The 24,182-nt window shown below is 71.2% G+C and carries 24 protein-coding genes and 1 pseudogene; 14 read left to right on the top strand and 11 right to left on the bottom strand.

Annotation, left to right across the window (positions count from 1 at the left end; all coding sequences use genetic code 11):
• Positions 1–132: 132 nt before the first annotated feature.
• Complete coding sequence (locus ACFV7R_RS42395) at positions 133–732, bottom strand: DUF5994 family protein (RefSeq protein ID WP_385274680.1); 600 nt, start codon at positions 730–732, stop codon at positions 133–135.
• A gap of 634 nt (positions 733–1,366) precedes the next feature.
• Here ACFV7R_RS42395 and ACFV7R_RS42390 point away from each other — a divergent pair.
• On the top strand, positions 1,367–3,109 hold the full coding sequence (locus ACFV7R_RS42390) for a SpoIIE family protein phosphatase (RefSeq protein ID WP_385274677.1): 1,743 nt from the start codon (positions 1,367–1,369) through the stop codon (positions 3,107–3,109).
• Between the two features lie 14 nt (positions 3,110–3,123).
• Here ACFV7R_RS42390 and ACFV7R_RS42385 read toward each other — a convergent pair whose 3' ends face one another.
• Positions 3,124–3,807 (bottom strand): hypothetical protein, encoded by a 684-nt coding sequence (locus ACFV7R_RS42385; protein ID WP_385274674.1) that lies wholly within the window; start codon positions 3,805–3,807, stop codon positions 3,124–3,126.
• 39 nt (positions 3,808–3,846) lie between these two features.
• Between ACFV7R_RS42385 and ACFV7R_RS42380 the strand changes: the two genes are divergently transcribed.
• Both ACFV7R_RS42380 and ACFV7R_RS42375 read left to right on the top strand, forming a co-directional pair.
• Positions 3,847–4,050 carry a hypothetical protein gene (locus ACFV7R_RS42380; protein ID WP_385274671.1) on the top strand — a complete coding sequence of 68 codons (204 nt, stop codon included), beginning with the start codon at positions 3,847–3,849 and terminating at the stop codon, positions 4,048–4,050.
• Positions 4,051–4,712: 662 nt separating this feature from the next.
• Positions 4,713–5,111, top strand: coding sequence for a DUF5994 family protein (locus ACFV7R_RS42375; RefSeq protein ID WP_385274668.1), 399 nt, complete (start codon positions 4,713–4,715; stop codon positions 5,109–5,111).
• A 507-nt stretch (positions 5,112–5,618) separates the two neighbouring features.
• On the opposite strand, the gene ACFV7R_RS42370 is transcribed toward ACFV7R_RS42375, so the two are convergent.
• A complete protein-coding gene (locus ACFV7R_RS42370) occupies positions 5,619–6,098 on the bottom strand; it encodes a DUF5994 family protein (RefSeq protein WP_385274665.1) in 480 nt (159 codons plus the stop codon).
• A 261-nt stretch (positions 6,099–6,359) separates the two neighbouring features.
• Here ACFV7R_RS42370 and ACFV7R_RS42365 point away from each other — a divergent pair.
• From ACFV7R_RS42365 to ACFV7R_RS42350, 4 genes and pseudogenes are all read left to right on the top strand, one after another.
• Positions 6,360–6,974, top strand: a pseudogene (locus tag ACFV7R_RS42365) (DUF5994 family protein); the annotation flags it as partial.
• Positions 6,975–7,227: 253 nt separating this feature from the next.
• Positions 7,228–7,344 carry a DUF5994 family protein gene (locus ACFV7R_RS42360; protein ID WP_385274662.1) on the top strand — a complete coding sequence of 39 codons (117 nt, stop codon included), beginning with the start codon at positions 7,228–7,230 and terminating at the stop codon, positions 7,342–7,344.
• Positions 7,345–7,483: 139 nt separating this feature from the next.
• Complete coding sequence (locus tag ACFV7R_RS42355; protein WP_385274660.1) at positions 7,484–7,738, top strand: hypothetical protein; 255 nt, start codon at positions 7,484–7,486, stop codon at positions 7,736–7,738.
• A 157-nt stretch (positions 7,739–7,895) separates the two neighbouring features.
• Entirely contained in the window at positions 7,896–8,423 is a 528-nt protein-coding gene (locus tag ACFV7R_RS42350; protein WP_385274657.1) for a DUF5994 family protein, read from the top strand.
• A gap of 74 nt (positions 8,424–8,497) precedes the next feature.
• Here the strand turns inward: ACFV7R_RS42350 and ACFV7R_RS42345 are convergent, their stop codons facing one another.
• On the bottom strand, positions 8,498–8,647 hold the full coding sequence (locus ACFV7R_RS42345) for a DUF5994 family protein (RefSeq protein WP_385274709.1): 150 nt from the start codon (positions 8,645–8,647) through the stop codon (positions 8,498–8,500).
• A gap of 529 nt (positions 8,648–9,176) precedes the next feature.
• On the opposite strand from ACFV7R_RS42345, the gene ACFV7R_RS42340 reads away from it, so the two are divergent.
• The 3 genes from ACFV7R_RS42340 (at position 9,177) to ACFV7R_RS42330 (ending at position 11,503) form a co-directional block, all read left to right on the top strand.
• On the top strand, positions 9,177–9,521 hold the full coding sequence (locus ACFV7R_RS42340; protein WP_385274654.1) for a hypothetical protein: 345 nt from the start codon (positions 9,177–9,179) through the stop codon (positions 9,519–9,521).
• Positions 9,522–10,076: 555 nt separating this feature from the next.
• A complete protein-coding gene (locus ACFV7R_RS42335) occupies positions 10,077–10,556 on the top strand; it encodes a DUF5994 family protein (protein WP_385274652.1) in 480 nt (159 codons plus the stop codon).
• Between the two features lie 176 nt (positions 10,557–10,732).
• On the top strand, positions 10,733–11,503 hold the full coding sequence (locus tag ACFV7R_RS42330) for an STAS domain-containing protein (RefSeq protein ID WP_385274649.1): 771 nt from the start codon (positions 10,733–10,735) through the stop codon (positions 11,501–11,503).
• On the opposite strand, the gene ACFV7R_RS42325 is transcribed toward ACFV7R_RS42330, so the two are convergent.
• The 5 genes from ACFV7R_RS42325 to ACFV7R_RS42305 all read right to left on the bottom strand — a co-directional run bounded on the left by ACFV7R_RS42325 (position 11,436) and on the right by ACFV7R_RS42305 (position 15,944).
• Positions 11,436–12,497 (bottom strand): fatty acid desaturase family protein, encoded by a 1,062-nt coding sequence (locus tag ACFV7R_RS42325; protein WP_385274646.1) that lies wholly within the window; start codon positions 12,495–12,497, stop codon positions 11,436–11,438. The two genes, ACFV7R_RS42330 and ACFV7R_RS42325, sit on opposite strands and share 68 nt — an antisense overlap.
• Positions 12,498–12,517: 20 nt before the next feature.
• Positions 12,518–13,669: a ferredoxin reductase gene (locus ACFV7R_RS42320; protein ID WP_385274643.1), complete on the bottom strand. Its 1,152-nt coding sequence runs from the start codon at positions 13,667–13,669 to the stop codon at positions 12,518–12,520.
• Between the two features lie 579 nt (positions 13,670–14,248).
• On the bottom strand, positions 14,249–14,944 hold the full coding sequence (locus ACFV7R_RS42315; RefSeq protein WP_385274640.1) for a hypothetical protein: 696 nt from the start codon (positions 14,942–14,944) through the stop codon (positions 14,249–14,251).
• A 566-nt stretch (positions 14,945–15,510) separates the two neighbouring features.
• Positions 15,511–15,696 carry a hypothetical protein gene (locus ACFV7R_RS42310; RefSeq protein ID WP_385274638.1) on the bottom strand — a complete coding sequence of 62 codons (186 nt, stop codon included), beginning with the start codon at positions 15,694–15,696 and terminating at the stop codon, positions 15,511–15,513.
• Positions 15,693–15,944, bottom strand: coding sequence for a DUF389 domain-containing protein (locus ACFV7R_RS42305; RefSeq protein ID WP_385274635.1), 252 nt, complete (start codon positions 15,942–15,944; stop codon positions 15,693–15,695). Before ACFV7R_RS42305 ends, ACFV7R_RS42310 begins: the two co-directional genes overlap by 4 nt.
• A gap of 181 nt (positions 15,945–16,125) precedes the next feature.
• Here ACFV7R_RS42305 and ACFV7R_RS42300 point away from each other — a divergent pair, with 181 nt between their 5' ends.
• From ACFV7R_RS42300 to ACFV7R_RS42285, 4 genes are all read left to right on the top strand, one after another.
• Positions 16,126–16,995, top strand: a complete 870-nt coding sequence (locus ACFV7R_RS42300; RefSeq protein ID WP_385274632.1) for a nucleic acid/nucleotide deaminase domain-containing protein — start codon at positions 16,126–16,128, stop codon at positions 16,993–16,995.
• A gap of 37 nt (positions 16,996–17,032) precedes the next feature.
• Positions 17,033–18,721: a hypothetical protein gene (locus tag ACFV7R_RS42295; RefSeq protein ID WP_385274629.1), complete on the top strand. Its 1,689-nt coding sequence runs from the start codon at positions 17,033–17,035 to the stop codon at positions 18,719–18,721.
• Between the two features lie 272 nt (positions 18,722–18,993).
• Positions 18,994–20,679, top strand: coding sequence for a nucleic acid/nucleotide deaminase domain-containing protein (locus ACFV7R_RS42290; RefSeq protein ID WP_385274626.1), 1,686 nt, complete (start codon positions 18,994–18,996; stop codon positions 20,677–20,679).
• A 131-nt stretch (positions 20,680–20,810) separates the two neighbouring features.
• Entirely contained in the window at positions 20,811–21,419 is a 609-nt protein-coding gene (locus ACFV7R_RS42285; RefSeq protein WP_385274623.1) for an SUKH-4 family immunity protein, read from the top strand.
• Between the two features lie 221 nt (positions 21,420–21,640).
• Here the strand turns inward: ACFV7R_RS42285 and ACFV7R_RS42280 are convergent, their stop codons facing one another.
• Positions 21,641–22,486, bottom strand: a complete 846-nt coding sequence (locus ACFV7R_RS42280; RefSeq protein WP_385274620.1) for an IS5 family transposase — start codon at positions 22,484–22,486, stop codon at positions 21,641–21,643.
• A 457-nt stretch (positions 22,487–22,943) separates the two neighbouring features.
• On the bottom strand, positions 22,944–23,711 hold the full coding sequence (locus ACFV7R_RS42275; RefSeq protein ID WP_385274617.1) for a calcium-binding protein: 768 nt from the start codon (positions 23,709–23,711) through the stop codon (positions 22,944–22,946).
• Between the last annotated feature and the right edge of the window lie 471 nt (positions 23,712–24,182).

Here is a 24,182-nt window from a genome sequence, read left to right as displayed (position 1 = left end):
GCATCCCGGAGCGGCCGTAATGGAAGGCGGCCAGGCGGTCACTGTGCTGCGAGTTGAGCAGGTGGATGAGGAGCACCCCGAAGGCGATCATCGCAAGGACCACGATCACGGTCACGAACGTCTCCACGGTCCTCACCTCCCCATCGGCTGATGCGGCATCGGGGCGGTCACGGTCGGGATCCGGGGACGTGCGGCCGGATCGCGGGCCTCATGGCCTCCTTCGGAGTCCCAGACCGCTTCCACGGCACAATCGGCCTCGTACACCGTCCGCAGGCGCGCCGCCTCCTCCATCAACCGGCTCGCGGTCGACGTGCCCAGTGGGTCGCTCGCCGCGGCCATCAGCCAGGCGGCCGAGACGGGAGTCGTATGTGGCGGGACCACCAGCAGATTCCAGCGGCCCGTGCGGTAGGAGAGCAACAGCAGTTCGTGCGGGTCCTGCTCGGCCAGGAACCAGCCCACCTTCACCGTGTGCCCGGCGACGGGCACCTTGCGCGGAACGACCGGCCAGTGGGTGGGATTCACCGTGACCCGGGTGATCCGCCCCCACAACGGATCCAGTACGGCGGCCAGGGAGGGGAGTTCGGCCCCGAGATCGCGGGAGCGGGGCCACCATGCGCCGTCCAGCAGAGCCGGTGCGGGACCGGCGGGAGCCAGCGACAGACGGAGAGAGGACGAGGAGAACGAACGGTCATCGGCTTCGGCTGTCGGCGGGAGGGAAATGGTCGCAGTCATGACGCGGACCCTGCCCCGGGCCGGCCACAACCGGCCCGGCGTATTCGATCGCCGAAAACGACACGAGCCTGGAAGCCGGTGCGCGAAATATCCTCGGTGGTTTCAGCGTACTCCTCGGACAGGCCCAACGGATCGGACGGCCAACGCCGAAGCGGTCCCATACGCCTCTGCCCGGGACCTTCGCCCCAAAGGCAGCGGTCCGGCACGAGGACCCGCCGCGGCTGAGCGGCAACGCTTCCTGGCTGAGGAACTGTTCGACCTGCGGCACACTGTCCGGTCCGCTCGGCTCCTTCGGGGAGTAGCGTGAACTCATCGGGAGCATTTCGCCCATCGGCTCCGATGCCGGTGTCGCTCCCGGAGAGCGACGACGCCGGGCCGCTGCCCCCGCGCGGGAGTCCGGAGACGGGTTTGCGCCATGTCCGCGACCAACTCCCATCCCCCGCCACGGGCCGTTCCCTTCAGGGCCCCGACCGCGCGCCTCGCGCTGAGGTCCGAGGACGCTTCCGCAGGGTCCCCGTGCCGGCGATGCGAGCGGGTTCCTCTCAGGGGACCATCGGGTTACTGATGTGTCGGTTCCGCTGATGCTGATGCGCCCGCGGTCTTCGGTGGGAGGCCGCCATGGCTGGAGGGCGGCGTGGTGGAGAATGCGGTGCCCGGTGCGGGAGGTGAGGAGCGGTCGCGGCCGGCGGCGGCCGAGTCGGGTTTCTGGCGGCAGGTCGTCGAGCAGCTGAGCACAGCCCTGATGGTGTTGGATCCGGCCGGACGGATCCTCGCCGTCAACCCGGCCGCCGAACGGCTGCTGGGCCGAGCCGCCACCGCGATGCGCGGGAAGGACGCGCACGAGCTGCTGCACCGGAACACGGACGGCGGCGCACTCCTGCGGGAGCAGTGCCCGCTGCTCCAGTCGCTGGCCGAGGGGGCCGCCGCGCGCGGGGAGGGCGACCGCTATCTGCGTGGTGACGGGCGCCTGGTCGCGATCTCCTGGTCCGCTTCTCCCCTGACGGACGGCGGCTCCTGCAAGGGCATGGCCGTGCTGTTCACCGACATCACGGGCGACCGCAGCGCACGCCGGGAACGTGCGGCCTACACGAGTGCTCTGGAGGACCTCACCGAGCGGCTGACGCTGGTCGCGGAGATCACCGACGTACTGGGCCAGACCCTGGAGACCGACGAGGCCCTCGCCCGGCTGGGCCGCCTGCTGGTTCCCCGCCTCGCCGACTGGGCGGCGGTGGACCTCCGGACCGGTTCCGGGCAGGTCCACCGGGTGGCGGTGACCGGTCCCGCGGGCCGGGCCGCCGGGCTGGAGGGCGGGCGCGAGCGCCTTCCCGAGACCGGGGAGGAAGACCACTCACCTCTTGTCCAGGTGCTGAACGGAGGTGATCCCGTGCTGCGGAACGAGCAGGACGAGGCGGAGACGGCCGCACCGCCCGGTTCCCCCCTGGCTGCCGTCCACAGCGACTTCCTGCGGACGGTGCGTGCGACGTCCGCCATCACGGTGCCGCTGGGCGCCAGACGGCAGATCACCGGCGCCCTGACGCTGGTGCGCACCGACCCGGCGCACCCCTTCGACGCCGAAAACCTGGAGGTGGTGAGCGACATCGGCCGCCGGGTCGGCCTGGTCATAGACAACGCACGGCGGTTCGGCCGCCAGCGCGCCGTCGCCGAGGCCATGCAGCGCAACCTGCTCGCCCCGCTGCCCCGGCCCGGCCGCCTGCGGCTGGCCGCCCGCTACCAGCCCGCCCCGGCCGGCTCCCAGGTCGGCGGCGACTGGTACGACGCGTTCGAACTGAAGGACGGCACGCTCGCGCTGGTCATCGGCGACGTCGTGGGCCACGACCTGACCGCGGCGGCCGGGATGGCCCAACTGCACGGCATCCTGCGCTCACTGGCCTGGGACCACACCGGGCCTCCCGGCAGCGTCGTCGACCGCCTCGACGACGCCATGCCCGCCATCACCACCGTCCCCATGGCCACCCTCGTCCTCGCCCTGCTCGAAGGCCACTCGCACACCGGCCCGTGGACACTGCGGTGGACCAGCGCGGGGCATCCGCCGCCCCTCCTGCTGACCCAGGACAGACAGGCGCAGTACCTCGAAGCGGGACAGGGACTGGTCCTCGGCGCCCCTCCGGGCACCGGCGAGGGCCGGCCGAACGCCACACAGTCCCTGCCACCGGGCTCCACCCTGCTGCTCTACACCGACGGCCTGATCGAGATCCCCGGCAGCGACCTCGGCACCGGCCTGGACCGGCTGCGCCGCCACGCCCTGACGCTCGCCCACGTACCGCTGGACACGCTGTGCGACCAGCTGCTCGCCCGTATGCCGCCCGGCAGCACCGACGACGTGGCTCTGCTCGCCCTGCGTCTGCCGACGCCGTGACGGACGACGGGTGCTCAGGCTCCGAGGATCAGAACACGGAACGGGCCGTGCGGGAACGGGGACGTCCGAGACGCGTCGCCTTCGATGTACCGCCACCCCCAGGACCGCAGCGCCTCGGCTGTCCTGTGGTCGGAGCGGTTCACCAGCATGACGCCGAGCGCAGCGGCATGGTCGGTGAGCAGCCGCTTCTGGAGGCGCCGGGCGAGGTTCCAGGGACGGTCCTGGTTCTCTCTGCGTACCCGGGGCGGAACGAGTATCACGGAGATCACGAAGAGGCGTCCGGAGGCGGCGGGGCGGAGCAGGCTCCCGGGAAGGTGTCCGTCGAAACCCTCCCACCAGGGCCCGTCGCCGCGTACGGGGAAGCCGTAGGCGCATCCGGTCAGCTCGGTGGACTCCGCGATCAGCAACTCGAATCCCGGTCGGCGTACGTCGGCCGCCAGCCGTCGCAAGAAGGCACTGCGGGCCTGGTTCCACGCCCAGGGGCCACCGCCCGAGGTCCGCGCGTACAGGTCGCCCAGCTCTCCCAGCCGGTCCTCGATCTGACCTCGCGTCAGCTCACGGACGCGTTCGCCCGCGGTTGGCGACGAGCCTCGCTCCGGCCCCGGCCGACGCTGCTTGCGCGTGCCTCGGCGGTCCGGGCCGACGTGCCCCCCGAGGAGCTCAGTGGTCGTCGGCGGAACCGGCACGTTCACGGTCATGGGACTGGCCCTGTCCCGGGCACGGATGAACCCGGCCCGGTGTCGTCGATCGCCGAGGGCGGCAACGGTGTCGGAGCCGGTGCGCGAGGAACTCCCGGTGTCTCCACCGTACTCCCGGCCGCGCACCCCCTGGGGTGGACGCTGTGGCCGGACGGCGCCCAGAACGGTGGGGCGGGTGCGGCGGGCCGTCCGCTGCCGCCGGCCGGGATCGCTCGGAGCAACGGAGTACGGTGGACGTACTGAGGGCATGTCGCACACCGGCTCCCGCGCCGGTCTCGTCCTCGGCGAGACGCACTCGCCGGAAGACCCGCTGAACGGCAGGGTCTCCCGAGACAGGTCGGCACGATGGCCTCGGCCCCCGAACCCTTCACGGCTCTCCCACAGCGCCCCTCGGCGCCTGTTTCCTCCCCTCCCTCCCGTCCTTCTCGTCCCTCCCGCCTTCGCCCGAGCGGGCAGCCCGGCGCCGGGCGGGGCCTCCCCGCCACCGGCTCGCGGCCGGAGCCCGACCCGCGCAGGACCGTCCTGCTGTTCTTCACCACCGGCGCCGTCGCCCCTTGGCACAGCGGGCCGCTGTACCCGCCCGACTGACCGGCAGGACGCGACCGCGCTGAACACCGCCCTCGGCATGGCTGCGTTCCTCGTGCTCACCACCGGTGGAGCGGCCGCCGACGACACGTCACCGCCGACAAGCGTCGCGACCACCGCGACGGCGGCCGGGGACGCTTCCGGCCACGCCGCCGCCCCCGGACCACGTACAAGAAGCCGGCCGCCACGAGGCGTTGAGGCCGAGTCGCCCGGCTCACAGCACCGGCACGAACACAGGGGACGGAGGTGCCATCCATGCCGGAGTCGACCGCCGCGCCTGACCCGAACCAGCCGCTCCACAAGCCCCTGAAGGAACCCTCATGACCACCACAGCGCCACCGTCCCCGCCCACCAGCCCTCACCTCCGTCTGCGCCTCGCACCCGACAGCGCCCTGCCGCGCCGCCTCGACGGCGTGTGGTGGCCCCGCTCCTACGACCTCCTGGCGGAGCTTCCGCAGTTGCTCGCCGGTCTGCCGCGCGCCTGGGGTCACATCGTCGGCGTCACCGTGAACGGAGCGGCCTGGTCCGCGGCACCAGGGCGAATGCTCGTGTGCAACAAGGTCGTACGACTGCGCAAGGCCGTCGCTAGGCATGCCCCGGACACCGTGGTCCTGCTCGCCCCCGGCCACGGCCGCTGGGACCTTCTGGTCGTGCCGCCCGACACCACCGAGGAGGATGCCGAGCCGCTCATGACCGCCGCGCTGAGCTCCCCCGCCTGACGCCCGGCGAGCGGATGCTTCCCGCGGGGCTCGCGTGACGGACGTCGGCAGGCCAGGCGCCGGCACCTCCGTACACGACGCCCTCGCCGACACGTGCAACCGCTCCCGGAAACCCGCGGCGGCCCAGTGGCGCTCCGCCACGCCCAGCAGCCCCGCGGGCCCGCACAGCCGGCCACGCCGCCGCCACCGATCCGGGCAGTGCCCGGCGATCCGCTCCGGGGCGAGCCTGCCGTTCGTGCGCATGAAGGTGAGGCGTACGGCGAACCAGGGCAACCCGACCTTCACAACGGCCAGTTCGGCCTGGAAGAGGCACTCGTCCGGCTCCGGCGCACTGTGCAAGGAGCACGACGTCCGCACGAGCGGAGATTTCCGGCCCGCGGTCCTGTGTCTCTCGTCAGTTGCGATGCCACCGCCGGCCGGTGCGGGCACGGTGACCTGCGAGGGAGGGAACGGGGTGGGGAGCAGCTCCGTACAGGGGCGGCTCGATGGTGGCGGTGAGGGTGTCCCTCAGGGCGCCGCGCTCCCGGTCCCGGTGTCGATGAGGATCTGTTCCGCCCGTGTGACGTTGTCGGCCCGGACCGCCTGGGCCATGGCGGCGTGCGCGGCCTCGGGTGTCGCGTTCGGCGGAATCACCAGCAACGAGAAGATGTCGTCTTCCCCCCGAGTGATCAGGACAGTGTCGTCACCGACCGCGAAGGAGTCGATGTGCACCACACGGTCGTCGACGACGATCCGTGTCGGGAGCCCTTCCCAGGCCACGGCATCCAGCCCCACTCGGGTGACGGGACCGAGGTACTCGGTGAGGGCCGTCACGAGGGCGGGCAGCTCGGCACCGATGTTCCGGGACCGCGGCCACCACGCCCCGTCGAGGATGCCCTCGCGCGACTGCGTCGTCTCCAGCCGGAGCAGTGCGCTCCCCGGCCGCACGTCGGAAAGATCGGCACTCGGCAGATGCCGTGAACCGGGGGGTGTGTCGGAGTCGACCATGAGGAACCCGCCCGTCTTCGAGGTTCGGCGTGTCCGGCGAGCACGGGATCGGAAGGTGCCTTCACCACGTTACTCCGCGTGGCAGTGAAACCGAGGCGAGTCAGCGCCCTTGCCACCTGGGCGGCGGTGACGTCACAGCGGTCCTGACCGCGATCACCTCTCCGGCCTGCCCGACCAGGTACAGACGGCGCCCGATGACGGCGCACGCCTGCGTGACGGCGCCAGGGTCTCGACCTCGCCACGGTCCACCAGCACGGCGCCGTGCAAGAGCCACGCGGACGCTTGGGCGACCCCGCTGGGGATGCCCTCTGTGTGGGAGCACGTGCCAGGTGCCGTTCGGACAGGCGCAATTGTGACGACGGTCCAGAGCCCCGCCTCCAGGGCGGAGGAGGGTGGCCGGCACCGGGAGCTTTCCGTACGCCGCCGCTCCGCCGGCGTCGTTTCCGGTGCACCACTGCACCGGGCCACCGCACGGCGGTCCGGGGACAGGGACCGCGACATGAACGCGCCCACCGGAAGGCCCCTTCGGCCGAGCCCTCCCGCACCGCCCCTCCGACGCCCGCCCGGCTCGCGCTACGGCCGCCGACCTTCCCGCCCGGTCCCGTGTGCGGTGCTTGGTGGCCCCGCTCCGACGACCCGATGACCGAACTGCCCGCGCTGACCGACGCGTTCGACGCACAGTGCGGACGCGTGACGCGTGTCGCCTCCCCTCGGGACACCTGGCCCGAGGCACCCTGCGACCTGCCCGTGACAGGCCACACGGTGAAAGCAGCCGCGTGGTTCGTATCCGAGGTGGAGCCGCACACCGTACGGCTGTACTCGTACGGCGTGGGGCGCTGGGACCTGCTGGTGATCCCACCCGAAACCGACTCGGCCGAAACCGACTCGGCCGAGGCCGACCGTCTGATGGCCGCCGCGGCCGACCCGACCCTCCACCTCACCGCGAGCGACCTCATGGCGACCGAAAGCAGCCGGCCCACGGGGACTGACGGCCCTGTTGCGCAGCACGCGGACCCGCGACAGCCCCGCATCCTCGCGCCAGTCAGCAGGTGTACGTCATGGCCGGCGCACTACGGCGCCCTCCGCACCCCACCCCGCGCTCCGCCTCCGCCTCGCGCCCCACAGAGCCGTGCCGCGCCCCGTCGACGGGGTGTGGTGGCCTCGCTCGCACGACCCGCCGACCGAACTCCCGCACCCGTTCGCCGGACTGCCGCGCGCCTGGGGCCACCTCGTCAGCGCCAGGTGAACGGCACGGCGTGGTCCGACGCTCCGGGCCGGATGCTGTCTGCAACCAGGTCGTACGTCTGCGCACGACCACCGCGAGGCGCGCCGGAGTAGAGTCGAAGATCCAGTCCACTGATCCGTGACCAGACGACGAGGTCGCCATGCAGCAGCCCACGGGAGCACCCTCGGAAGGGCACGCCGACGTACGCATCGTCGCGGCCTCCCCCGAGGTCGCCCGGCGCGTCGCGGAGGTGCTCCGCCGTTGCTTCGCGGCCACCGAGCAGCGCAGCTATCCCGCGGGCGACGGGGGAGGAACGCGCCTCGAACTCGTCGTGGACACGACGCGGGCGGCGGAACCGGCGCGGTCCTGGCTGGAGACCAGCCGCTCCCGGGACAAGGATCGCGGGAGCGAGTGAGGCGACGGCCGGGAGCGGTCCGTTCGGCCTGTTCGGGGAGTAGCGTGAGGTCATCGGGAGTATTTCGCACACCGGCCCCGGTACCGGTGTCGTTCCTGGTGAGCAACGACGCCGGACAACTGCCCACGCGCAGGGGGTCCGGAGACGGGTCCGCACGATGTCCGCGACCAACGACCGTCCTCCGCTGAGCGCCATGCCCTTCAGGGCCCCGACCGCACGCCTCGCCCTCAAACCTGTGAGCTGCCCTTCTCCGGGACACGTCGAACTGGACGGCGCCTGGTGGCCCCGCTCACGCGACCTGACACAAGAACTCCCCCCATTGGCCGACGTACTGGACCCGCTGTGGGGCCGGATCACCCGGATCGCCGTCAATCCTCGCTACTGGCCGATCATTCCGCGAAGGATCTTCGTCGCCGGCCATGTCGTGAAGGTAGGTTGGTTCACCTCTGAGCTGGATCCGCACAAGATCCTGCTGCTGTCCGGAACGGCGGGCCCCTGGGACCTCCTGGTGATTCCCCCGGAGACCGCCGATCCCTCGGCCGCCCGGCTGATGGCCGCCGCGAGCGCCGGCACCGGCCCGCGTTCGACCGCGTCCGCCCTCATGGCGGCGGAACAGCCCGACGGCACCGCCTCGTCGTACGAGGCCGGGGCCGCTCCGGCGGGCCGACTGGCGGCGGGCATGTGACGACGCGCTCACCGCCCCGGCCGTCAGCGCCCCGGTGACCTGGTGAGCCGCCGGGCAGCCCGTGACGGGCCGGGTCAGACCTGACCGCCCGCGGCGGCCGACATGAGCGGTTCCGCGGCCTCCTCGGTCATGTCCGGCGGCACGACCAGCAGGTCCCGGCGCCCCAGGCCGGGGGCGACCAGGACGACGGTGTGCGGGGCGAATGCCCCCAGTGTCCTGCGCAGTCGTACGACCGAGAGCCACGAACGGCAGAACTACGCTCACCGCCGTCAAGGCCACGTACAGCCGCTCCCCGCCGTCGCGCGCGGGCAACGGGCCGTCCAACGGAAGGGGGAGATGCCGTCGTAGTCCTGGGGCGGCGATGCAGTGGGGCTGGGTGGTTTGGAGGGGGCTCCTTGACCTCGGCGAAGGCCGCTGGAACGGAGGTGCGGCCGGGGGCCACGGGCTGCCCCTGGTGAATGGGTGGTGTGCTGGAGACGACCTGCCGGGTGGGCACGACACACCTTCGCTCTCCGCACCGTACTCCCCGTGCCGGGAAACGCCCGGATAACCGCTGATCAGAGTCCCCGGCGGGTGCGCCCGGGCCGGCGCCGCGTTGACACGGATCGTCGCCGGACGTTGACTGACGGGACGGCGCAGGGCCGTGAAGGGCAGGGCCGACCGGGTTTCCGGCAGCCTGAAGCAGGCCGCCGAGAAGGGCAAAAGCGTCTTCGGGCGGCGACCCCCATCACAACGGGAACGGTGCATACGACGATGTACGACCAGACACGCGCCCAGCAACCCGCCGACCGGCCCCCGGGCCGCGCCGGGCGCCGCGCCCCGGGCCCGGAACCGCTGCTCCCGTCCGACGAGCGGGACAAGATCACCCGGCGCCTCGGACACGCCGTCAACATCTTCGCGGACACTCCGGGCGAGGCCCTGGAGGAGGCCGAGAGCGCCTTCGACGAAGCCACCGACGCGCTGGTCAACGCCCTCGCGGAACGGCGGCGCGTCCTGCGCGCGAGCTGGCAGGATCAGGACCCCGAGACACAGTCCGCCGAGCTCCGGTTCGCACTGCGGGAGTACCGGGAGATCACGGGGCGGCTGCTGCGCGCATAAGCGGCCACGCCTCCGCCGGCGCAAGCGCCTTCCGACGGCCGCCGCCGGTCGTCCGATCCTCGGCGACGGCCGTCCGAGACTCCCCGCGCGGCCGATTCCCCCTTCTCGGATGCGCGATCGGGAGCCGCGTGCCCCACGTCGGACCGTGCGACGGCATGCGGGAGGCCACCGCGCCGGTCTCGCGACGAGAGGAAGCAGGACGAGGCGAGCACAGAAGCCGACCACAACGGGCAACGAAAGCCGACTGCTCTGCAGAGGCTGCGAATCGATCCTTGCCCGGGGGCGCGGGGCACAGGCAGCCCACGGGCTGCCGAACGGCGTGCGATCCGACGGAAACCTGCCCACGACGGACTGTCGCAAGCCTAGGTGGACTCGCCCCGGGTGAGAACCCTTCAGGGCCATGGAGAATCCTTCGGACGGCCCGCCCGTCCACGCACCGGGGCGGAGTAGCGTGGAGCGAACCGGGAGTTGCCCGTACGCCGGCTCCCCGTCGTCGTTCTCGGTGCACCACGACACCGGTCCGTCGCACGGCGGCCCGGGGACAGGGACCGCGACATGAACGCGCCCACCGGTCAACGCGCCTCGTCCGACCGGATTCACCCCTCTTCACTTCGGCCCGCCCGTCTCACCCTGCGCCCGCCGACCTTCCCGCCTGGCCCCGTGTGCGGTGCCTGGTGGCCCTGTTCCGACGACCTGCCGGCCGAACTGCCCGCTCTCATCGCGGCGTTCGACCTGTCGTGGGGGCGTGTGACCCGTATGGCCGCGCACCGCAGCGCCTGGCCTCAGGCACCGTGCGACCTGCCCGTCGCCGGCCACACGGTGCGGGCAGCGTGGTTCGCGTCCGGCTTCGACCCGCACGCCATCCGGCTCTTCGCCTATGGCGTCGGCCGCCGGGACCTGCTGATCGTCCCGCCCGGGACCGAGACGGCCACTGCCGAGCGGCTGATGACGGCCGCGGCCGATCCCGCGCTCCGCCTCACCGCGAGCGCGCTCCTTCAGGACGCGGGAGGAAGCCGCCCGGCAGGGGACACGTGACCTCCACGGCGCGGCAGCATGCCGCGCCGACGATGCCCGGCTCACCCGTCTCCGGTCGGCGATCACCGGCGCGGGGCATCAGGAGGAGGCAGGCCCGGCCGGGCAGGACATGCCGCGGCCCGGCGAACGGCCACGGCCATGGTGGTCGGGTGGCCCAGGAGGGGAAGTGATCCGCCATGCGTACGCGTCGGCGTACCCATCGGCGTTCCGCACGAGTCGAGTACCAGCTGCCCGACGAGGCCGAATCGGCGAGCAGGGCACGGATGTTGACCTCACAGTTCCTCGCCCGGCCCGCCCTCCGGGCTGTGGAGCTCGACGCCGAGCACATCGACGACGCGGCCCTCATCGTCTCCGAGCTGGTCACCAACGCCACGCGGCACGGCGGCAGCTGCCGCCTGTGCCTGCACGTGTCCGACACCCAGGTGACCGTCGGCCGCCGCCGCTATCCGTGCAGTCCGTTCCGCGCAACAGAGGCTCTGCGCACTGTGACTCTTCAACCGGACAGAGGAGATGGGGCGCATGTGCGCTCATCCCGACCCGCCGTGCCTTTCCGTACGCCCGAATTGTTCGACGAATGCCGGATGGTGCACGCCCGCGGCGAGCTGGACCTGACCACCGTGGCACCCCTGGTGCACGCTCTGGAGGGTGCCCGCACCGGATGCGGGCGCGTCTTCCTCATCGTCGATCTCCGCGAGGTGACCTTCGCGGACGGAAGCATCCTGCGACCGCTGCGCGAGGCGTGGGACGACTGCCGGGCCCGGCGGGGCTGGGTCCGCGTCGTCCACAGCAGCCGGGGCATAGAGCTCGTCCTGCTCGGCGGCGGCGTACTCGGACGCTTCCCGGCCTATGCCAGCGCCCAGGACGCCTGGCGGGGAACGCCTACGGCAGCGCGTGGCGCAGGACACGCCCCCACATCGACGCGTACTGCCGACGGAGAGGCCCGGTGACGTACGGCAGTCCGTGCCGGGCGCAGATCTCCCGCACCCGGGGCGCGACCTCGGCGTAGCGGTTGCTGGGCAGGTCGGGGAAGACGTGGTGCTCGATCTGGTGGCTGAGGTTGCCGGTGAGTACGTGGAAGAGGAAACCGCCGTCGATGTTCGCCGAGCCCTGGATCTGGCGGAGATACCACTGGCCGCGTGTCTCGCCCTCGATCTGGTCCTCCGTGAAGGTCTGTACGTCTCCCGGGAAGTGGCCGCAGAAGATGACGGTGTGGGCCCAGATGTTGCGCAGGGCGTTCGCCGTGAGGTTGCCGAGGAGGCAGGGCACGGCGGAGGGGCCGGCGAGGAGCGGGAACAGGACGTAGTCCTTGGCGAACTGGGCCACCGCCTTGCGGGCCAGGCCGGTGAGGTCGCCGAGGAAGGACCGCACGCTCTTGCGGCCGTCGGCGACCGCATCCGCCTCCAGGTCGTACAGGGCGATGCCCCACTCGAAGACGGGCGCGAGCAGGGCGGCGTAGAGGGGCTGGAGCAGATACACCGGGTGCCAGGGCTGGGCGGGACTCATCCGCAGGATGGTGTAGCCGAGGTCGCGGTCGCGTCCGACGACGTTGGTGTACGTGTGGTGCATGTGGTTGTGGGTGCGTTTCCAGGCATCGGCGGGCGTCGCGAAGTCCCACTCCCAGGTGGTCGAGTGGATCGCCGGGTCGCCCATCCAGTCCCACTGGCCGTGCAGGATGTTGTGGCCCAGCTCCATGTTCTCCAGCGTCTTGGCGACCGTGAGCATGGCGGTGCCGGCCAGCCAGGCGGGCGGGAGGATCGAGACGGCGAGCGCGAGGCGGCCACCGGTCTCCAGGGCGCGCTGTGCGGCGAGCACCGTGTGGATGTAGTGGACGTCGTCCGCTCCGCGTGCCGCGACGACCTCGGATCGGATGCGGTCGAGTTCGCGGCCCAGTTCGTCGCTCAGATCAACAGGCCTGCTGGTCAAGGCAGTTGCTACAGTCATGGGGGCCTCCTCGGGAGGTCCTAGGCGTCGAGGACGAGCGGACCCGCGGCTCCGTTGACGCAGGTCTGGATCAACTCGCCCGGTTCTCCGTGCACTTCACCGGTCCGCAGATCGCGGATCCGGCCGTCGACGATCTGCACGAGGCAGCTGTGGCAGACGCCCATGCGGCAGCCGTACGGCATCGTCACGCCCGCCTTCTCGCCGGTCACCAGCAGCGGGCCGGAAGCGGGTGCGTCGGTCTCCACGCCGCTGCGGTCGAACCGCACCCGGCCGCCGGCGGCGTCGGCGGCCTGCGGCAGTACGGGCGCCGGCCGGAAGCGTTCCGTGTGCAGCCGCCCGCGCAGGCCCGCGGCGCCCCAGCGCCGCTCGGCCGCGTCGAGCAGTCCCGCCGGGCCGCACACCCAGGCGTCCCGCCGCCGCCAGTCGGGGCAGAGCGCGGCGATGCGCTCCGGGGTGAGCCGGCCGTGCGCGCGCGTGTACGTCAGCCCGAGCCGCAGCCAGGGTGACCTGGCCGCCAGATCAGTCAACTCGGCCCGGAACAGGCACTGTTCGGGATCGGGTGCGCTGTGCAGGAGTACGACGGCGTCCCTGGCGGCGGGTGGTCGGCGGCGGCCGGCGAGGGTGCGCAGGATTCCCATCACCGGGGTGATGCCGCTGCCCGCCGTCACGAACAGCATCCGTTCCGGCGGCGGCTCGGGCAGTACGAACTCCCCCTGGGCGGGGCCGAGTCGCAGCACCGTGCCGGGCGGTGTGCGGTGCACGAGGTGCGGGGAGACACGGCCGCGGGGATCCGCCTTCACGGTGATGGTGAGCGCCTGATCGCCGGGCCGTGCGGTGATCGAGTACGTACGCCAGTGCCGTACGCCGTCGATCTCCACCCCGACCGGCAGATACTGCCCGGCACGGTGCCCGGCCCAGCCGCGCCCCGGCCGGATCGTCAAGGTGGCCGCGGCGGGGCCCTCGGCGCGCACGGCGACAATCCGGCCCGCGGGGTACCGGGCGGACAGCAGCGGGTCCAGCAGGGCGAGGTAGTCGTCGGGTGTGGAGGGGCTGGTCAGCGGGCCGGCCAGCCAGGACGCGGCCGTCAGGATCCGTCCTCCGATGTGTCCGGCCCACCAACCGGTGAACCGGCCCGCGACCGCCGGCGGCAGCGGGGGCCTCGACATGGCCATGCGTGTGCCCCTTCTCCTGGGCGTGTTCCTCGCTTCAAGCATCCCGGAGCGTGTCCGGGCTTCGCATCCCGGCGCGTGTCCGGGCTTCGCATCCCGGTGGATGTTCCGGGGGCCGCTGTCGCTTCGCGTGCGTGGCGCGTGATGCGTGGTCCTGGATCCGCGTGCGGCTGCCATGGGACCCGTCGGTCGCGTGTCCTGGCGTACCGGTGCTTCGGGCCGGTTACCCCGCTGCGATCGAAGCACACCGGACGGTCGGCGGTCGGACAGCCGCAGGCTTTGCGCCACCGTTCGCGCCACCCCCGTCGGCGGGGACTCGGCGTCGGCCCGGCGCGGGTGCGGTGACCTGCGCGGGCGGGCGGCGCGGAGGAGGGCCGCCACGTCCCGGATCGGCCGGATCGCATCGGACGTACGGGAGAGGCAGCCAAGCGACCGGTCGACGGAACCGTACGACAGACCGGGCGGGAGCGAGGGTTGCTGAGGTGTGGTCCGGTCAGGTGAAGCCGAGACGGACCAGCGCCCGGACCATCCAGTGGCCCCGCGAAAATCCTGTCGCCACGAGTACGGAATGCTCGCCGCCGGTCAGCGGAGCACCAGGAGTCGACGGGGGCCGATGCGGGACACTCCACGGGCCTCGGCCGACAGGCCGCGCCAGCCCCAGGACAGCAGTGCTTCGAGGGTGTCCGCGTTGTCACGGTCGACCAGCGTGACACCGAGCGCGGCCGTGTGATCGCTCAGCAGCCGCTTCTGCAGGCGCCGGGCGAGGTTCCACTCACGGCTCTGGTCCTGGGTGCGTACCCGTCGCTCCACGAGAATGTCGGCGATCGCGAAGAGCCTTCCGAAGGCGGCGACGCGGAGCAGGCTCTCCGGGAGGTACCCGTCGAGGCCATCCCACCAGGGACCGTCGCGGCACACGGGGAAGCCATAGGCACATGCCGTGAGGACGACGGCGCCCGAGGAGTCGGCGGCCTCCGCCACGAGCAGCTCGAACCCCGGCCGCCGCATGTGGCCCGCGAGCCGTCGCCGGAATGCGGCGGACCGGTCCTGGTCCGACGCCTCCGAGACCCGCACCTGGCTCGACGAGGTGTGCGTGTACAGCTCGCCGAGCTCTCGCATGCGGTCGTCGATCTGGCGCCGGGTCAGCGGACGGACGAACTCGCCCTTCTCGGGTGACGGCCCCTGCCGGCGCCGCTGCGGCGGCACTTCGGGAAGCGTTGGCTGCCGACCCGGTGTCCCGGGGTGGGCGGTCTCCGGGGGGTCCGGCGTGTTCACGGTCATGGGCGAACCCTGCTCCGGGTCCGGACGGGTCCGGCCCGGTGTCGTCGTTCGCCGAGAACGGCACCGGCGCGTGAGCCGGCGCACGAGGCGCCCTCGGTGCCCTTGAGCCTACGCCCGACGACATGGCAGACGAGAGTGCAATCCACCCGGTAGAACCCGGAAGCCGGCGAGGGAGCGGCTTCGTCGGAGGAGTGTGCACCAGCGAAGCGCCCCCGGGTCGGCCGGGTGATCGAGCCGAGTCGGGCCGAGAGCCCGTCGAAGCGGCACTCCGACCGTCGTTCCTCGGTCCTGCGCCCGTAGCGTGCCCATAGCGTGCCCGTAAGACGGGTCAACCACGGTCAACAGCGGTGCGATCCTGCACCGGCAGGCGCCACAGCAAGAGCTGTATGCCCAGGTCAGAAGGTATTCAGCGCTGCAAGCGCCGTCGCTTCCCAAGCTGAGAGCGCGAGTTCGATTCTCGTCACCCGCTCTGAAGAGAACCCCCAAGTCAGAAACCTGGGGGTTCTTCGTTGTCTAGACCGGCGAGCGGCCTGCGCACCACATCCGCACCACAAGGACGCGGCCGGCTACCGGTGGGCCTCTGCTTGTGGTGCGCGCTCGTGTGGAAGGTGTCGCGGCGGTAGACCTCGGCGCAGGGCGAGGAGATCACCGTCGAGCAGCGGCCGGGCGTCGGCGGCCGGCACCCGGTCACGGGCGACGCTGACCGTGCCGGCGGTGAGGGGCACGGCGGCGAGCAGGAGCACGCGCGTCACCGCGGCCAGGGTCCGGCCGTGGAAGCGGCCCACGGACAGGCCTCCTCCGCAGCCGCGGCCCGGACCCCGTAGCACAGGAAGACCACGGTGCCGGTGGCGACGATCGCAGCGACGTTGGTGGCGAACAGCATGGCCCACTCGCCGACGTCGTGGTAGCGGTGCACGGTGATCAACAGGCCCGTCACGGCCAGCGGCGCCACCAGGGAGACGGCGATCGCAACTCCGGGGAGGGTGTCGGGTGTCGACATGGAGATCGGACTTCTTACCACGGTCGGTACAGCAGCATGTATTGCCTCAGCGGTCTGCTGCAGGGACGGCACGACGGGGCGCCCCCCTCCCGGCCTCGTCTCGGATTCGTCACAGCCCCCGGCCCCGCCCGGCCCGCGCATAGGGTGGAACCGGTAAGTCCGCCACCATGAGAGGTCTGTGATGCCCGAGTTCCCCTCGGACCCCGCCGTCGCACAGTTCGGCCCCCAGGGGCTGCGCCGCATCACCGTGCCTGCCTCGTACGGAACCGTGCCGGCCTCGGCCCGCACCCACCTCGCGCAGGTCGGTGTGCCGCTGCACGTCGGCCCGTACTTCATCGCGGCGGACGACACCGATGGGCCCACCCTCGGGATGTACGCCGGCCACCGCGGCGTCGCCCTGCAGGGGGACTGGGCGGAGTGGGTGCGCATCGGCACCGACCGGCTGGCGCACCTGTGCGTCCGCACCGACGGCTCCGTACAGGACCTCTTCCTCGGTCGCGGCGAAGCCGCCCTGTTCGTCAACTCGGACGTTGCCGCCTTCACCCACTGCGCCGCCGCCCTGGACCGCGCTCTCCCGGTGATCGCCGCCTCCGACGGACTCCAGTCCGCCGCCGAGGCGTTCGCCGCGCTGGTCCGGGAGATCCGGCAGATCGACCCGGCGGCCGTCGCCGACCGGGAGAACTGGTGGTCACGGGTGCTCGATGACGTCCGCCACACCCTCAACTTCCCCTTCTCGTCGGCCTTCGAGTACGTGGGCCAGGACGGCGCAAAGCAGATCGTCACCGCCCAGGCCGGTCCTGGCCGCCTGCACCCCGAGGAGCAGCTGTGGCAGCGGCTCTCCTCCGCCGGAGTGGAGCCCGAGCAGGTCCGCCGCGTCTACTGCGAACTCGAACCGTGCATGATGCCGGGCCACTACTGCGCCGCCTGGCTCCAGGCCGTCCTCCCGCATGCCGAGTTCACGCACAGCTTCGACTACGGCAGCACCGCTGAGTCCCGCGAGGAAGGCATCAAGGAGCTCATCACCCACGCCGCGCAGCAAGCCCGGCAGTGATTCGGCGCCCGGGCGCCGCAGGAACGGGGGTGGGTTCATGACCGCCGGTTCCGCCCCGCGCTGGTCCCGGCCCGCTTCCGGGCGGGAGCCCGCCGCGGCCGCCCTGCTCTCCTGGCTCGGCGACCCCCGCGCCCCGGGCCTCGCCGTGGTCACCGGCGCCGAGGGCAGCGGCAAGTCGCGGCTCCTCGCCTGGTTGATCGGCCACGGCACCCGGCCCGGCACCGTCAGCGAACGCCGCGTCCACGGCTTCGTACCGCTGCCCGGCCAGACCGCGACCACGGCCGCCTGGATGCTCGGCGAACAGTTGTCGATCGCCGCCCGCTCCCCGGGCGACCTGCTGGCCGCGCTTGCCGCCGACCGGCGCCGCACCGTCATCGCGCTGCCCGAACTGCACTCCGCCGAGCGGCCCGGCTCCCTCGTCGAACTCGTGCTGGGTCTCGCCTCGTTGGAGCACGTCCGGGTACTTGTCGAGGTCCGCTCCGGTACGGAATGGGCGCAGGCGCTAACCGCCGGACCCTGCGCCCGCATGGACCTGGATGAGCCCCGGTGGACCGACGAGACCCGCCGCGCGTCCTGGGACGCAGCCCACCCTGTCAGCCCGGCCGGGTCGGCGGGGCAGGACCCGGAGCCGGAGGAACCGTTCGACCTGGACGATCCCGCCTCGGTCTGCGCCGCCGACCCATGGAGCGTGACCACTGCGTACGAACGCTCCGAGGAGAGCCACGGCGGACTGCGCGCCGCCTGGCTGCGGGCCGGCGCCTCCCTGACCCGCGAGCAGCCGGTCGCCGAACGCGCCCTGGTCCTCCTCGCCGCCCTCGGTGACGCCGGTGATCCGCGCCTGCCCGCCACCCTCGCCTCCCTTGCTCGAGACGCCTCCTGGACCGTCGTCTGGCACCGGGTGCGCGGCGACGTCACCCCACCGTGGCCCGGCCCGGTCCGCTCCCTGGCGGCCGGTACCGGCCCTCTGGCCGGGCAGCTCGTCGTCGCCGACCACCAGGGCACCGTGCGAGTCCTCGACGCGGAGAGTGCCCGCTCCGCCGGACGCCTCCCGCACTCCGCGCCCGGCGTCCGCGCCACTGCCGAGCACGGCGACGGCACCGTCAGCGTCCTCGACGAGCACGGCCTCCTGCACACCCAGCGCGCCGCCGAGTCCGCAAAGCCCAAGGGGCTCGCCGCCCTCCTCGACGACGGCCTCTCCGTGCAGGAGCAACTCCTCAAAGCCGTACAGGAGTACATGCAGCGTCAGCAGGAGACGGTCACCGCGCTGACCGGCGCCGGGGACCGTGTTGTCCTCGGTGATGCCTCCGGAACAGTGCACGTGGTGAACGTCGGCGCCGAGCCGCGTACCGCCACTCTGCACCGGGGGCACGTCACCGCGGTCGCCGGGACCGCGCTGCCCGTCTCCGCGGAAGGTGACACCGTCCTCCTGCTGTACACGGGCGGCGCCGACGGCACCGTACGCGCATGGGCCCCCCACACCGACCCCATGCCCGAGCTGGTGGCCGCCCGCAACTGCGCCGTCAACGCGGTGGCGGTGGCGACGGCTGACGCCGGGCTCGTCCTCGCGATCGCCTGGGCCGACGGCCTCGTCGAACACCGAGCCCTGGACGACGACCGACTGCGCACCTTCCACCCCGGCAGCCAGGCCCACGCCCTTGCCTTCACGGCGGAAGGGGACCTGGTGGTGGGGACGGACGAGGCACTCGTGCGGATGCGGGGGCGGTGACGGCTGCCACACGGTGAACGGCGGACACCCCCATGGTGCCGGCCACCGGGGCACGTGCCGGACAGCCATGGGCAGTGCGCCTGACAGTTGCATGTCGTTGCATTCCATGTCCCCGGTTCGGGCCCGGTCAACTCCGTTGCCACCAACCTCAGCTGGGACCCTTGTCACAGAACCGTGACGCGGCCGGGTTTTCCCTTGTGCACCTGACAAGTTGCCCCGTTAGCTGTGGGGCAGGAGACGCAGTAGTTGACGGGGGGACGGAGCGCGCGGCCATGGGGCTGGTACTGCCGAGCATCATCGACGAGGCACTCGACCTCATCGGGGTCAACTGGCCCAACGTCGACGAGGACGACTACTTCGAGATGGCGACGTCCATGCGGGACTTCGCCAAGCAGTTCGAGGGTCACGGCGGCAACGCGGACAAGGCCGTGACCCGCATCCTCGACTCCTCCGAGGGCTGGGCCGTGGAGTCCATGAAGAAGCACTGGTCGCACGTGAAGGCCGGTCACCTGGAGAAGATCCCCGAGGTGGCACGGCTGTTCGCGGACGCCTGCGACGGTGTCGGCCAGATCATCCGCGGCATGAAGGTCAAGGCGGGCGTCGAACTCGGTGTACTCGCCGCCACCATCGTCGCCGAACTCGCCGCCGCTCCCGTCACATTGGGCATTTCCGCCGCGGTCGCCGCCGGTGAAATCGCCCTGATGCGCACCATCGTGAAGCGGCTCATCGACGAGGCGGTCGAACAGATAGTCGACGAGCTCATCGCAAAGGTCACCGAGCCCGTCACCGGTAAACTCCGGGAACTCATCTCGGACATGGCCCTCGACCTCGCCGAGGGAGCCTTCAACCCCGGTGAGAGACCAGGTGGCATGAAGCTGGCCTCCGCGGGCGACAGCGGCGGCTCCGGCGGCGAGGGCAAGAAGACGGTCATCGACCACTTCGAGTTCGAGGACGGCGCCGACAAGGTCTCAGGCCACGGCGGTGACTTGGGCGGCCAGTCCGGAATCCATCTCGGCAAGTCGAAGAACACCTTCGGCAAGACCAAGGGCAAAGACACTTTCACCCAGGCCTTCGACGGCATCCTCGAGGAAGCCATCGACAGCATGGAGAAGGCCGCCAAGAAGGTGACCGACCACGTCACCGACACCATCCCGGACCGTGTCAAGGCCGCCTCCCGGCACCAGAAGCGCAAGGACCACGACGTCGGCAGCGAGGCCGAAAAGGTCGAGGTCAAGAAGGTCAAGAGTGACGGCGACACGCCCATGTACCTTCTCAGTGACGACGGTTCGATACGCCAGTTGCACCACGACGGGACCACCAGTCCCGTCCGTTCCAACGACTCCTCCGGAGTGAACGACGTACTCGGCGACAAGGCCTGGTACCCGTGGAACAACAAGGGGGAGAAGCAGCGCAAGAGCAAGCCCGGCAAGGGCGACACGGTCAACTCCACGAAGGTCGCGCCCGGCTCCACCGATCTGGCCCGCGCCGCCCAGCTCGGCCGCTACGCCAACCGCACCGAACGCCCCGATTCCTACATCCCTGGCGGCAACTACGCCTCAGCGCTGCACGACGACGGCAAGGGGAATCGTTTCATCCTGGTCGGCGCCAGCGGCGAGGCACACTCCGAACGTTCCATCGGACACCCGCTGATCAAGAACGGGCACGAGGGCAACGTCAGCGAGCTCTATACGGAACGTGAGCCCTGCCAGAAGAATCCCAAGTGCGACAAGTATCTTGCGAGGGAATTCCCCGACAATCTCGAGGTCACCCACAGCGCGAAATACGACCAGTCCGAAAAGGGGCCGGACGGCGAAGAACTCAGCAAGTACAAGAAGGACCGGGAGCACCGCGCCTATGTCAAGTGGCTACACGAACAGTGGGACCAGCACGGCGTCGCCGGCGGACGCACTGATACAGTGATGAACCTCTCGCCCTCGGACAACAAGTTCATTCCGTAAGAGGGCGGGGGAGCGGGCGGGGCGGAATCGGAGTCGCCGGAAGCGCCTCGATCCGCAACGTTGTTGTGACCACTTCCGTCCACTGAAAGTCCCACGGCGCCCGTGCCGCCGCCGAGTTCGGAGTTCCGGCAGTGCTTTTCGACGTCACCCGCAGCGAACTCGTCGACATCTTCGGCGAGGACCGGCTCGCGACCCTCCCCGCCACCGCCTTCCCGCCCTCCACCGCGGACACCGAGGGCGCCCGCCTCCTCCAGACCGTCGGCGTCCCCACCGGGACGCTCCTGCTGCGTCAGCCTGACGAGGACGACGGCCTGCTGCCCCTCGTCCAGGACGTCGTCTACATCGAGGACTTCGAGGACGCCGCGGAGGGCGCGGGTGACTGGCCAGTCATCGGCTGGCTGCTCAACGCCCACCTCGCCCTCGACCCCGATTCCGGCAAGGTGCACGCCTTCGACGCCGACGAGGAGACCGTGCAGGAACTCCACACGGACGTCTCCTCCCTCGTCCAGGTCACCCTCCGGTTCCAGCGCCTGCTCGAAGAGTTCACCTTCAGCGGCGACGAGGAAGCCGACTTCGAGCGCCTGGAACGCGAGGTCGAGCGCATCCGTCAGGAGACGAGCAGCATCGACCCGCTCCCCTTCCATGACGACGAGACCGTCTGGTCGGTGGTCGGCGAGGAGATTGCCGCGGGCCAACGCTTCAAGGGCAACAGCCCGGGAGCCCGCTCGCTCTACGGATGATCGCCGGCCGATGTCGCCCACGCACCGCGCGGTCTGCGCGGTGCGCAGGCCGCCTTCCTGCGGACCGGTCTCCTCATCGACCTGCCCGACCAGCTCCACACTTTGCTTGGCCCTGGCCTCACCACCCGCCCCTTCACGCCGTACGCAGCGCGCTCCTGTCCAGCCCGCACCCCCGAAGGATGCAGGTATCCAGGACGATTAGAGGGTGTCTGAAAAGCTGGTCAGTGGGCTGGTCTTGCGAGGCGGCGCAGGAGGATCAGGGCCATGGCGAGGTAGATGGCGTTCTCCGAATTGACGCGCAGGTACTCGTAGTCCTTCGAGAGACGGCGGCAGCGCCCCAGCCAGGCAAACGACCGCTCTACCACACAACGGCGCTGAACAACCGCGAAGTTGGGCACCTCCCGCGGTGGCGCTCCCGTCCGAGCCCAGGTGGAGCGGAAGCCGCCGTCGCGGCGCTGCACGATCTCCACGGTGATGCCGGTGGCCTCCCGTGCCCAGGTGTGGAAGTCGGCGCCGCGGTAGCCCTGGTCCGCCCACACATGGCAAAGACGGGGGAAGGCGTCGGCAGCCCGGGCGAACAGGACGACGGCGCCGTCACGGTCGCCGACGCTGGCCGGACTGACGCAGGCGAGAAGGACGGTGCCCAGGGTGTCGACCAGCAGGTGGCGCTTGATCCCGCTGACTTTCTTGGCGCCGTCGTAGCCGTGCAGGCCGCCGCGCTCACTGGCCCGCATACTCTGGCTGTCCACGATGCCTGCGCTGGGCGTGGGATTACGGCCCAGCCGCACCCGCTCGCGTTCGCGCAGCGCGGCCAACATCCGCTCCCACACGCCCTCTTGCTGCCACCGCCGCCAGTAGTGATAGACCGTCTGCCAGGGCGGCAGGTCGTGCGGCAGCAGTCTCCAGGCGCAGCCGGCCCGCAGCCAGTACGCCAGCGCGTTGACGATCTCGCGTCGTGCGTGCTTTGCAGGACGCCCGCCCGGCTTGACCGCCGGCACCAGTGGACGAAGGATCTCCCACTCCGGATCGGACAGATCCGTCGCGTAACGGGTACGCAGCCCGCCCACCCCAACCCCCGAGAGTGCGCCACTACCCCGCTACCAGCCCACATGCCCGCTGACCAGCTTTTCAGACACCCTCTACTGCGATTGCCCCATCCTTGGAACAGCGTTCCGGACGTGGGTAGCCACGCCCGGAACGCCGTCGCGTCGCTGCTGCCTGACTGTGTCACTTTCTAGGGGAGTCGTTTCGCGGTTGCTTCGGGAGTCGTTCTGTGACGTTCAGAGTGCCCAATGTCAGTACTTTTTGATGTCACTCGTTAGCGCCGAGACGACGTTGGAGCCGCGGTACTCGCGACACGCCGGCCGAAGGCAGTCGGGCATCATGGCTCAGCTGCCCGACCCGCTCATGGGGCATGAGCAGCACCCGTACGTCTGGTGGTGGGGCCGCACGGGCCCTACGACCCGGCGGTGCTCGCGGACTGGGCGGACTCCCAGTTCACCTGCGCCGGGACGCCTCCGGCGGCTAGCGCACCACGACCCGGTCGCCCTGCGACGTCGCACCCGTGGCGATTGTGTTGGCGGTGAACCGCCAGCGCCAGGTGCCGGTGGTGTTCGCGGTGACCGTGGTGCGCAGCTTGCCAGCGCTGTCGGTGGTGACCGTCTTGACGGTCTTGAAGGTGTCGGTGCCGGACTTGCGGAACTGGAGGGCCACGGACTTGCCCGCGTAGTCGTCCCAGACGTTGGTGTCCCAGTTGGCCCGCCGGAGCCAGCCCGTGACGGTGAGCTTGCCGCCCTTGTCGACCGGCTCGGGCGTGGCCTGGGCGTCCACCAGCTTGGCGTGCCGCTTGACGCTGAGCGGTGCGCCCGGCGACAGGTGGTGGGAGTCGCCGTCGCCGGCCACGGCCTTGGCCTTGAAGCGCCAAGCGCCCGCCGAGCTGTTCCGCAGGTCCTGCGCGTCCGTGCCGTCCGGCGAGAGTGGGAAGCTGTAGACGCACTGCACGGTGGCCGCGCTCTGCGCGGTGCACTCGTTGCGGGTGGGACGGATGACCAGCCCGTCGGGGCCCACCACCTTGGGGCCGATGACGCTGTCGATCCCGGAGTCGTCCGTGGCGGTCAGCGTGACGCTGACCGATGCCCCGAGCGTGGCGCCGACGCCGGTGGTCGCCTTGGCGAAGGTGATGGACGTGATGCGGGTGTCTCCCACGATCGTGTCGGCGTGGGCGGCGGGCGCCACGGCGGCAAGGACGACCAGGGGAGCGACGGTGACGACCGCCGCGTAATGCTTGCGCATGGTTCTCCCAGCACGAGGGGCCGGATCACGGTCCGGATGGGGGGGAGACCCGCGAGGACGTCACCGAGTTGTACGGATCTTTCATTCCGAAATCGGAATCTCCTATTCCGGCATACGGGGGCGAGGCGGGACCACCGCCCGGCTCACTTCCCTTCGTCCCCCGCTCGTTACTGACTTCGGCTCGTTAGGGTGATCCGTCTCGAAGTCCCTGATGATGCCGGGCGGTTGGTTGTATCTCCTGGTGTGTGAGGTATGCGGATGGGGGCGGGCTGACCCCCGCGGGGCGTCGGCGCCGTGAGTCGGTACGGATGCAGGCGGCGGAGCTGTTCGATCAGGAGTTCAAGCCGGTGGAGGTGGCACGGCGCCTGCGGGTGAGGCTGCGCCGACGCGCGCCCACTGGTGGACAGGGCCGGTGGCCATGAGTCGATCACCGCATAGAGCGGCCCACGGCCAAGACGATGGTTGCGGACG

Origin of the sequence: Streptomyces sp. NPDC059866, from assembly GCF_042731325.1 — a bacterium.
Lineage (GTDB): Bacteria > Actinomycetota > Actinomycetes > Streptomycetales > Streptomycetaceae > Streptomyces > Streptomyces flavusporus.
Note: the sequence above shows the minus strand (reverse complement) of the source record. Positions and strands in the feature narration are given on the sequence as shown.

Coding starts and splice junctions, on each gene's coding strand:
- ACFV7R_RS42395 (WP_385274680.1), bottom strand. CDS start 732: ATGACTGCGACCATTTCCCTCCCGCCGACAGCCGAAGCCGATGACCGT.
- ACFV7R_RS42385 (WP_385274674.1), bottom strand. CDS start 3,807: ATGACCGTGAACGTGCCGGTTCCGCCGACGACCACTGAGCTCCTCGGG.
- ACFV7R_RS42375 (WP_385274668.1), top strand. CDS start 4,713: ATGACCACCACAGCGCCACCGTCCCCGCCCACCAGCCCTCACCTCCGT.
- ACFV7R_RS42370 (WP_385274665.1), bottom strand. CDS start 6,098: ATGGTCGACTCCGACACACCCCCCGGTTCACGGCATCTGCCGAGTGCC.
- ACFV7R_RS42355 (WP_385274660.1), top strand. CDS start 7,484: ATGCAGCAGCCCACGGGAGCACCCTCGGAAGGGCACGCCGACGTACGC.
- ACFV7R_RS42350 (WP_385274657.1), top strand. CDS start 7,896: ATGTCCGCGACCAACGACCGTCCTCCGCTGAGCGCCATGCCCTTCAGG.
- ACFV7R_RS42340 (WP_385274654.1), top strand. CDS start 9,177: ATGTACGACCAGACACGCGCCCAGCAACCCGCCGACCGGCCCCCGGGC.
- ACFV7R_RS42335 (WP_385274652.1), top strand. CDS start 10,077: ATGAACGCGCCCACCGGTCAACGCGCCTCGTCCGACCGGATTCACCCC.
- ACFV7R_RS42330 (WP_385274649.1), top strand. CDS start 10,733: ATGCGTACGCGTCGGCGTACCCATCGGCGTTCCGCACGAGTCGAGTAC.
- ACFV7R_RS42325 (WP_385274646.1), bottom strand. CDS start 12,497: ATGACTGTAGCAACTGCCTTGACCAGCAGGCCTGTTGATCTGAGCGAC.
- ACFV7R_RS42320 (WP_385274643.1), bottom strand. CDS start 13,669: ATGGCCATGTCGAGGCCCCCGCTGCCGCCGGCGGTCGCGGGCCGGTTC.
- ACFV7R_RS42315 (WP_385274640.1), bottom strand. CDS start 14,944: ATGACCGTGAACACGCCGGACCCCCCGGAGACCGCCCACCCCGGGACA.
- ACFV7R_RS42305 (WP_385274635.1), bottom strand. CDS start 15,944: ATGTCGACACCCGACACCCTCCCCGGAGTTGCGATCGCCGTCTCCCTG.
- ACFV7R_RS42300 (WP_385274632.1), top strand. CDS start 16,126: ATGCCCGAGTTCCCCTCGGACCCCGCCGTCGCACAGTTCGGCCCCCAG.
- ACFV7R_RS42295 (WP_385274629.1), top strand. CDS start 17,033: ATGACCGCCGGTTCCGCCCCGCGCTGGTCCCGGCCCGCTTCCGGGCGG.
- ACFV7R_RS42290 (WP_385274626.1), top strand. CDS start 18,994: ATGGGGCTGGTACTGCCGAGCATCATCGACGAGGCACTCGACCTCATC.
- ACFV7R_RS42275 (WP_385274617.1), bottom strand. CDS start 23,711: ATGCGCAAGCATTACGCGGCGGTCGTCACCGTCGCTCCCCTGGTCGTC.